At 42.3% G+C, this 10,538-nt stretch carries 4 protein-coding genes; all 4 read right to left on the reverse strand.

What is annotated here, in order from left to right; genetic code table 11:
* Positions 1-100: 100 nt before the first annotated feature.
* Positions 101-523, reverse strand: a complete 423-nt coding sequence (locus tag DW033_RS14885; RefSeq protein ID WP_005867093.1) for a type II toxin-antitoxin system VapC family toxin — start codon at positions 521-523, stop codon at positions 101-103.
* Positions 524-676, reverse strand: coding sequence for a hypothetical protein (locus tag DW033_RS24695; protein WP_005853901.1), 153 nt, complete (start codon positions 674-676; stop codon positions 524-526). It lies immediately after the preceding gene.
* A 177-nt stretch (positions 677-853) separates the two neighbouring features.
* Positions 854-6,199: an Ig-like domain-containing protein gene (locus DW033_RS14890; RefSeq protein ID WP_122382874.1), complete on the reverse strand. Its 5,346-nt coding sequence runs from the start codon at positions 6,197-6,199 to the stop codon at positions 854-856.
* Positions 6,200-6,219: 20 nt separating this feature from the next.
* Entirely contained in the window at positions 6,220-9,807 is a 3,588-nt protein-coding gene (locus tag DW033_RS14895; RefSeq protein WP_005867091.1) for a hypothetical protein, read from the reverse strand.
* Positions 9,808-10,538: the final 731 nt, after the last annotated feature.

The raw sequence follows: 10,538 nt of genomic DNA on the forward strand, positions 1-10,538 counted from the left end.
CTTGCAAAAGAACGAATAAAATAAGTAAGCCGAAAGGGTTTTAGAATATTTAACCTCTACAACTCTAACAAAGGCCATTCGTACATATACAATATATAGATTATTTCTGATTGAATACCAAGTCCAACCCTTGACTTCTATAGAATCCGAAACGGGTATCACTTGATATAAGCGGTAGATGTTCCGTTATGGCATGCGCAATAATTACGTGGTCTGAGGGATCTTTGTGTCCCTGCGCCTCATTGATCTCCATATGCGCATACGTTTGCATATGTTCTTTTTTCAATGGCAATATTTTCACATAAAACTCCTTTTCTATGGCGACGATCATCGCTTCTGCCGACTTCCATCGTTTAGAACACAGTCCTTTATTTCGATAAGCGACAATCAGCTCACGTACGGACTCGGCACTTATATAAAGAAGGGTTTCCGGTTCTTGGATAATAGCATCTATATCCCTATTTAGATATTCGGGATCAGATGCCATATATACAAAAATATTCGTGTCAATGAGATATCGCATTTACAGTAAAAATTTAGGGTCATTTACAATCAGACTTCCCTTTAACCGCTGCATAGCTTCCCATGTCTTACTTACCTTTCTTTTTCCAGTCTTCGCCACAGTTGTTTTAGTTTTGGCATTTTCTTCCTTTTTCTTTTCTTCATTTTTTTCCATAAGGCTTTCTGTTTTAATTTTCTATGATACAAAGATAACGTTTTATTTAATTATATCAGAACAAAAACAGATAAAGTAAAGCTTATAGGATAAAAAAGAAGACCGCCGGAACTGAGTATTCCTAGCGGCCTTCCCCAACATTAAAGACTCAAGGGTTAGTTTCTTAAAATAAGGTTGTTAGCGAACGTTCACTTTCACTGTTATACGCTTACCATTCTCGTTGATCTCTATCAGATAGATTCCTGTCGATACCGGGATACGGGTAGTTCCGATAATTGAGTCGCCATACAGGCTAACTCCAGTCACCGCTATGATACGGATCGAGATTGGACGGGCCGGATGAACGGTTATCGCACCTCGCTCGCAATAGATTTGATGATCGTTGATGATTTGCTCGATACCTACCGTACCGGAGACAGTTACCACACAAGACGCCGTCTTGTTTCCATCATCGGTAGCCACAGTAATCTTGCAGGTACCGATTTTCAGCGCGGTAACGACACCATCTGCGTCAACAGTAGCCACCGTCTCGTCGCTGCTGCTCCAAGAGACGGTTTTCATCGTGGCGTTATTAGGGGTAACTTTCGCTTGCAAGGCAAAAGATTCACCTACGGCCAATGCCTTGGACGTGATATTCAAGGAAACTCCCGTAACAGCCACATCTGTTCCCGGAGGTGTAGAAACCGGCTTGAACTCTGCCATAATAGCCAAGGACTTATCGACTTCAATCTCTACAGGCGAAGTCGTATACTTCTCTTCGCCTATTTGAATAACGGCCAATTCATAATCCGGATTGGCTTCCGCCTCAATGGTTAGCTTAGTCGCTTTCGCCACAGCGGTTCCACTCGTTATCTCGGTCTTCTCGCCCTCACCCTTCAACATATAGACTTTCAAAGAACCATTTTCCGGTTGAGCGAACGTGACAACTAACGCATCCGAACTTTTCACCGTAACCTCCGCTTCCGTAGTCGCATCCTCATAATTCGGATCATACGACGTGAAGATCACTTCCTTTTTCTGGCTATTGCCGGGTTTCAATATAGCTGACGCATCAGCCCATTCAAATTTACCGGATATGGTAGTCCCATCGGCACCTTTCGCAACACCACCGGATAATAGGGATTCCGACAAGGACTGACCTTCCGTGATCGTAGATGCGGTAGGAGCCACTACCTTTACGACCTTCGCTTTCTTTATCACTAATTTCTTGGTTGCCTCGAAAGATCGCCAGTTCTCATCCCCGGTACGTGTTACAGTCACAAGATAAGTACCTGCGTTCAATGGGGTAGCAACCGATCCATCCGTATTTGAATATTTAATATTTACATCTGTCGGATAACTACCGCTCAAAATGTCTTTCAATTCCACGAGCCTTACGGAACCATTATAAACAAACTCCAAATCTGAAGGATTCGCCGTTATTTTAGGTTTATCCACAAAATTCGGGGTGTATGTCGCATCAGCCGCCAAAGTAACCGTTATCTCTGGTTTCTTTCTATCGGCGCTTGAGACATTATCACTCCAAGAATCAAAACGCTGATTCTCGCTAGGAGCTACCGCTCGCAACTTTAAAACCGTATTCTCCGGAACTTCCGAATAATCGCTAATAACCAAGCCTCCATTCGTAACCTCCGTATTTGAGGTACTTAAAGAAAACGTTTTTACTTCACCAACCGGCATTGAATAATCTACCGATTCATAATTACTCTTGTCAAGTGGGGTAAAGCGCAGAATATTTACCTGATCCTTTGTCGGGATTCCGGTCACATTCGCACGAAGCGCCGATTTTTGTGTAGAAGGATTCCATTCCACATCCTCGAAGTCTTGAGTAAGTTTAGCATCAACCTTTTCATAATTATCCCCTCCTATAGTCGGTACTTCCAGCAATGCCATACCAGCCTTCTTGATAATCAGCTCGGCAGTTACATCCACGGCTTTAAATAAATCATCCTCGCCACGGGTAATCCGAACTTTATAAGTTCCGGCCGATTTAGGATTCTCTGTCATTTCTACCCCACTCCGGGAATATGCGACCTTAAAGTCCAAACCGGAATAGCCCGTAATCTTAACCTCGAAATTCCGGTATTGCTTATTATAGACTACCGTTTGCGTCGTCTTATCAATCAGCGAGGCCAAATCTTTCTTCTCCACATAATTAGCGGTAACAACCATAGGGCCGGAAACGGTGAACACATCTCCATCCTTGATCTCGGAAGAGTTCACCATCATATTCATAAAACGATATCCCGTTTCCGTCTCAACAGAAGCGGTCAATTGAGTCATATAAGGAACCTTAGAACCGGAAGCCACCTCTTTACCGGCCTTATCTTTCAATACGACTTTACCCGCATTGGGGATATTCAACGCCGAGGTTATTTGATATTTCACCAATTGGAAACTTGCGCTCACCGTAACATCTCCGGTCCCAACCATAAATGAGCCATCAGCCTCATTATAATTCGCGCCTTCCACTTTCACGGATGCCAGCTCATAGCCATAATCCGCATTTCCTATCACCTTCACTTTCACACCTTCAGAGATAGCCTCACCGAGAGTAACAGGCGCCTTCGTATCCACCTCGATCAGATTAACGCTACCATTCTTCAACTCCCCAACCTTGACCAAATGTTTATCCGGTTCTTTTTGCAGGAAATCGGCCGATATATCAGCGGCTTGTGTCAAAGTATAAGAACCGTTATTCACCAAAGCCCCATTCACTTTCACGGACTGAACCATATAGCCCGCATCCGGAGTCGCCGTGATAGTCAATAAGGTCCCCTGTAAAAATTCAGCACCATTCTTCACCTCCACGCCATTCGCGAAGACCTTCAAGGAACCATTCATCGGATCCGTAAACGTCACGCCATAAACGATCGGATCGAAACGGGCTACGATATCCAAGTTCGCATTCGCTTGCAACTCCCGTGTAGCCGATGTATTCCCATCACTCCAGCCGGCAAACCGGTAATTCTTATCCGCGACGGCTGTCGCTTTCAAAACCGAGCCTCTCGCATATTTATCATTTGCGGTACGCCCCTCCAAGATGACAGTACCGAAATTACCGGCGGTAACATTCATAGAATAAACAGGAATTACGTTCAAGGTTATAAACGTATCTTTAGCCGCATAGAGAACAGGATCATTCGGTTCGAATATCAAGTCGTACTTTTTCTTATCCGGAGAAGCGATCTCGTTCGGAGTTTTCCAGATAAATGATCCGGAAGAAGTACCATCGATCAAGGTACACGCCGATAAAGCCTGTCCTTCCTCAATACGACCCGGAGTAGGTAACACCAAACTCTCCACCTCTTTCTTACTCTCCACCACTAACGTAACCGTATCAGAGAGGCTACGGTATGTCAAGTCCTCCGCACGGCTCAAACGGGCCTTATAAGAACCCACAGCCAGCGTGGAAGGCAATGTCGTAACCCAAGCCGTACCGCTCAATTGATATTCGATCTTGATATCCTCTACAGCGCTTGTTACCGTGACCGGCTTGATGGAGCTGACCGTCTGGACAAGGTTGTTAGCCACGAACCTCACCGTATCCTTGGAGACGAACGCAAAGGTATAGCTATCGCCACTCATCAGACTAGGAGTCGTGTACGTGTAAGAGGTATTTCCATTGGCATATGTTCCCTTGATCTTCGAGATATCCACGTCCGAAGAGCCTTGCTTAATAGCCCCTAGCCTATAGTTGGCATTCGATACGATCGAGAAAATGACGGGCTTACCGTAAGCGATCTCACCACCGCTCATGATGTCCTTGTTGTCCATCTTGGCGGTAACCGTACCCTGTCCACCATCGACAGCGTAAGCCAAGGTATTGGCATTACGGATCGTAAACGTTTTAGAGGAATCTTCTAATGCGGCATACTCCATGGTCTCCGGACTAAATAAGACAATCTTATAAGCTCCGACTATCTGCGGTAACGTGGAAGTCTCCGAACCATCGGCCGCACGATATCGAACCGCTTGTCCCGCTATTTCCGGCGTAAACTTAATAACCGGCAAATTCTTCCCGGCCACGATCTCGTCTTTTGTCGCCGAAGAACCTGTTACACTCACGGAAATCGTTTTCTTCGCGGCGAAACCTACCGACAAGGTCGTAGAGGCGGTTAACGAGGCGGTCGTATAGGTATAAGAGATGGTGTTATCCTTATTAAGCGCACCTTTTGGCAAGGCTGATACCGCAGTTCCATTCACAACAATCTTATTCAATAGAAATCCGGGGTTAGCGATAATTGTAAATACGGCAGGTTGCCCGTTAATGATCTCGCTACCGCTTGCCATGTCCGTAGAGCCCATCTTGGCGGTAACCGTACCTTGTCCGGCCGTTTCCACGTTATAATTTAATACATTCGCTTTAGATACCGTGAACTTCATGTTCTCATCCTTCAAGGCGGCATATTCCGCGGTCTCGGGACTGGTCGCGACGATCGTGTAAACACCATCCGCCGCAGGAAGTTTATCGGATAAAGCTCCGGAAGCGTTCTTATATTGAACCTTCTGCCCCGCTATCGTATTGGGGGTAAACGTGATAACCGGAAGATTCTTACCAGCCAAAACCTCATCCTTCGTGGCAGATAATGGATTGGCTGTTACAGATACGGTTTTCTTCGCGGCAAATCGCACGTCAATAACCGTAGAAGCGGTCAACGCCGATGTCGTATAATCCGCGTAGGAAGTCTCATTCGTAGAAGAATTAAAAGTTCCTTTCGGCAAAGTCACCTCATTATTATCTACGGTAAGTCTGCTCAACACATAACCGGGCTTGGAGGTAATCTTCAATACGGCTGGCTTATTATAAACGATCTCACCATCACTAGCGATAGTGGAGCCATCCATAGAAGCGGTTACAGATCCTTGCGCCTCCTCAAACGAGTAGGAAAGCGTATGGGGCGGTTGTACCTTGAATAGAATCTCCTTGTTTATGGCGGCTTGCGTATCAGTCTCCGACTTGGTTACGACAACATAATAAAGTCCAGCCTTTTCGGGTAGCTCATCCATCAAAGCAGCAGAGCCATCCTCCCTGTATTGTACTTTATACCCCGTAATAACCGGGTCAAAAGTAACCTTGGGCAAATTCACCTTCGCTCTTATCTCATCCAAGGTGGCATACTCAGGAGAGATCGTGACCGTCACCTGCTCTTTCGCCTTGAACACCGCCTTGATTTCCGTACTACCGGTTAAAGCGGTGGAAGTATAGGAATAAGTGGTCGTATTATCATTTTGAAAAGTACCGCTCGGCAACGTGCCAATAGTAGCCGTATTCATCGTTATATCCGACAGGACATATCCGGGCTTCGCCGTGATCGTGAAAACGGGTTTACTATTATATGCCACCTTGGAACCTGTGGCTACCGTACTGGTTATGGTTCCTTGATCCGTATTCGCCGAGCTATAATTCAATGTCACCTTGAACGTCGGAAGATCCGGGGCGGAACGTAAATCTGAATCTTGCGCATGTACCTGTGCCATCGCGATGACAGCAAGGAATATCGCTAATATACTCTTTTTCATGTTTATCTTTGTTTTAATCGTTATTTAACCCTTACTAATTGACCGTTCACGGCATAGATGCCCGAAGAAACCATGATCCGCTGTCCGTCCGTAACCTCGCCACGATAAGCGACCTTGCCATTCATTCTGATAACCACCACGTCCATAGGCTCCGGCGTGTGGATCACGATAGCACCACGATCGGTAGTCACGTAATAACCATCTACCGGCTCGATCGTCTGGTTACCCGTAACCACGCCATCGCCGATACGTAAAGAGCGAAGCGTACTCAATGTCTTGGCGTCTGTCAAGACAAAGCTTTGGAAAGGCTTGATCTCCGGGTTTGCCTCTTGCTCGAAAGAGGTTCCATCCGCTGTCAATATATAAGCGGATTGTTTCAAGGTAATCGTAAATGTATTCGGATTCGAGCACATCAAGAAAGTACCTGTTTCAGTTGGAGCGGCAGGTTCTTCCAAGGTCTTGAATTCAAAAGCTCCTTCGGAAGAGATCGTATAGGTATCGCCATTAGCCGCCCAAAGACCAGCCATGCCAAAAGCACTCTCATCCACCACGAACTCCGGAGTCTTGTTATCCTTCAGCCTAGCGAACCAGATACCATTATCAACATTTTGAGTACTTGGAGCCGAGATCTCCTCCTCCGTAGAGTTCTTGATCACGGCAGAGGTAAATGGCATTCCAAACGCCTTCCATCCCGTAGCAGACAAAAGTGGAGCGAAACGAAGAGACCGAGCCGTCAACTTCCCTTCCGTAGCGGTAAATACCACTTGTGCATCCTCTTCCATCATCACTGTATCTAAAGCCATAGGCACCGAGACAGTCAGTGTCGCTCCATTTAGAATATTCACCTGTCGATCTTGAAAAGATGTGGCCCACGTAGTATCACTTTTTATGTCAATGGCTACTACACATTCTTTTATAGAAAATGACTGCGCACCTTGATTCAACCAATAAACCCTTTTAAATGGATTAGCAATAGCATATGCTTTAGCTGTATTTTCCTCTATTACTAAACGACCATCCTTGCAATTAAAAATAACACCATCCGGGATAGTATAAGGCTCCCATGTGTCCACATCCGGAAAGAAATTAGGCTTTGCCGCATTTAAAGAATTAAGCGTTTCTGCCATAGTCGTATCAGGAATCAGTATTATATCTCCCGCATAGGCAATGCCTTCATGGTAATATGTACTCCCATACAATTCTCCAAAATCGATTGCTGTTACTATAGAGACCGCCGCATTCCTAAATGAACCATCCGGTTTATTAATAATCACACAAGGCTTCCCGTTTTGGTCTTGAAATTGCACATCAGTGCCTTCCACCATGATTACATTATTATATTCATCAGGATTCATACCATAACCCACTATAGTTGGGTTCTTTATGTTATCAGTAGTTGAGACAATTGTTTTTCCTTTCAATATAATCTTATTATCACAAGGAGTAGGAGTAAAACTACCATTTATTTTAATCGGAGTCATTGCCATTGTCTCTTGTTCATCAAACTTATTCCCGATATAAGAATCTTCAATCACAATCTCGTTATTGGAAGCTCCCACTGTAGAATTATTTGTTGATATCGCTATAGCCGCAAAACTATCGGAAACACCCTTATTTTTTGTCTTACCAGTTAAGGTACTCCCTCCCGAAACATGAACGTTCATATCTGAGGTCTCATACAAATAGAGAGCACCATACCCTACGATGTTCGATTTATTCTTTATTGTCAATTTTTGATCGCCGGCGTTATTAGCATAAATACAATAATGGTTATTTAGCAAGATTGTCGTACTATCTACCGTCACTGGCGTTTTTTTATGGTGAATATATACACCAAATTGATTCGAACCGTTCACCTGTCCCTCAATCTTTGTATTAACAAGAGAGACATCCGTCAGTTCTCCATCAATAAGAACTCCAGATTGTGCGTTAGCCGCCAAATTTATTGTAGTATTTTCAACACGTACAGTCCCCTTTGCCGTTGCTCCCAGAAGAATCGCATTTTGTAATGCTTCCGCAGGATTTGGGTTCTTACGATCACCATAGCCTTGTGTATTATTATTCATAATACAATTATCTATCAACAAATCCGCATTACCGGTTACCTCTATAATTGGAGTACATTTTCCAGAGGTAACTTTCGTTGGCGTATAATCGATACTCAATCCTTTTATTTTAACATCGGTAGCAGTATTATTGGCAGAGCCATTAACCAAGATCGCACCTTTTATAATAGTCTTGTCCTGCCCAGCTCCTTGAATTGTGATAGATTTATCTAATGGTAGAGTCATTGGTAAAGTATATTCTCCTTCCGGGAAAACGATACGATTTTGATCTGTCAAATCTACCTCAGAAAGTAGACCAGACATATCGCAAGCCGCATTACGTAATGAACCATCTTGGTTGAATACAGTAATCGCTGATTTCTCATCCGCGATCTGGTACTTAACCGTATTGTCGCAATTAAAAGTATTCGTTTTATAGTCCTGTATCAAAACCCCTACATTATTTTTATTCACTTTCAGTACAGAGCCCTCACCAATATTAAATGTATTACCCGTACTACGAACAGAAATAGGATATTGCAGAGCTGTACTTTCCATAAAAGCAAACAAATTAGTATTTTTTATATCAAAGGAATTGTTAATCGCATTGTCTTCTTCATCTTTATTTAATACAATCGTAGCAAAATCATTTGATCCTTTAAGTTGATAGTTATGAGACTCCAATGTTGAATTAGCTATCTTAAACTTATTATTAGATGACCAAATATTGAGTGCCGCCCATGAATCTATTTTTGAATCTACAATTGAAATCGAAAGATTATCATTTAGCGCTGTTACATTTATTGCATAATAAAATCCTTTGATAGTACTATTATTTTTCATTTCTATGGACGATCCATTCATATTTGAGAAACTTATTCCTCTACTATAAGTACCATTCTTCGGATATACCGCAGAAAGAATATGAGAATTATCCAATACAATAGTATTTTTCACCTTAGTCGTATTTCCAAACGAAGAGAACCCTCGATTGTAAGACCCTTCTAAATAAATACAAGAATTCGTAAGAGATACATTCACATTATCACAAATACTATTAGAATCATAGCTTTTTCCCAGATTAACAATGCCCATAGAACTTTTACCCCAACCATCACCACTACCTGCTGTTAGTTGATGAAGATGGACCCCAGACAAATTCAAATTCACATTCTTAGACATCACATTAATAAGGCCTTGGCTTAATGTTGTAGCTTTTGTAATCTGTAAATTCCGCAAATTGACATTGATTACGCTCTCTTCCTCATCCCGTTGAATATCTAGCTGCCCTTCTATAATACAATTTGTCGAATCACTGCCAATAATTGTAATAGACTTTGGAATAACAATAGGTGAAACTTGGGGATAAATTCCCTCTGCCACACGAATGGTAGCCCCATCTGCGGCTTTTTCAATCGCTTTCGCAATTGTAGCCAAAGGAGCTTCCACACCACCTCCGTTACCATCAGAACCCGAAGTGCTGACATACAAATCCGTCTGTCCCCACCCCACACTCGTTGCCACCATAAACACGGCGAACAAGAAAAGTAGTCTTCTTTTCATACGATTAATTTTTATAAGTTAGTAATATTCAATTATTTAAAACATTTACCCTATATTCATAAACTCTGTAGCTTCCAGCACATCAGTCTTCTCATAATCATCATTTACAAGCAGTTATGCGAAATCATCGGTTATAAAACGACTAGTCTAAACGATCATTTTATTCTGGCGTTTTATTGAATTCAACGCATAAGCGTCCATATTTACGTTTATGCGTTGATAATCAATTTTTAAAAGTTTCTCTGGATTTTGTTTTATTCAAAAATATAGCCTATCTTTAACGACTAGAATAAACGATCGTTTAGACTAGGCGTTTTTATCTATTACAGAATACTTATAGATCAAATATTTTTACGTAAACAAAATTTTCTACCATAAAAACTTTATATCATCACAAGCTATAAGATTCTCTTCTTAAAGCATGTGGAATAGCATAACTAACCAAATATCAGACTGCAACTATACATAATTGAGATAAAAGGAATTCTACAATATTGATTTTATGAAAACATCTACAATATCTACCACTACGCCATGTATGCTTTATAAATCAAAGCATTACATATAGGTTGTAGATAGCCTGACATCTACAATTATCATTCAACATCTACCACTTATACTTGACATTGATACTTTTTCTTTGCATTGGATAAGAAAACGTGTTATTTTTGAAAGACATTTTGTCTTATGCTGATATAGGTAGACACATTCAATAACAATAAAATGTGTAA

Origin of the sequence: Parabacteroides sp. AF39-10AC (genome assembly GCF_003635405.1) — a bacterium.
Taxonomy (GTDB): domain Bacteria; phylum Bacteroidota; class Bacteroidia; order Bacteroidales; family Tannerellaceae; genus Parabacteroides; species Parabacteroides distasonis.

What these genes read in the sequence shown, in the direction of transcription:
- DW033_RS14885 (WP_005867093.1), bottom strand. Translation starts at nt 523, where the DNA reads ATGCGATATCTCATTGACACGAATATTTTTGTATATATGGCATCTGAT.
- DW033_RS24695 (WP_005853901.1), bottom strand. Translation starts at nt 676, where the DNA reads ATGGAAAAAAATGAAGAAAAGAAAAAGGAAGAAAATGCCAAAACTAAA.
- DW033_RS14890 (WP_122382874.1), bottom strand. Translation starts at nt 6,199, where the DNA reads ATGAAAAAGAGTATATTAGCGATATTCCTTGCTGTCATCGCGATGGCA.
- DW033_RS14895 (WP_005867091.1), bottom strand. Translation starts at nt 9,807, where the DNA reads ATGAAAAGAAGACTACTTTTCTTGTTCGCCGTGTTTATGGTGGCAACG.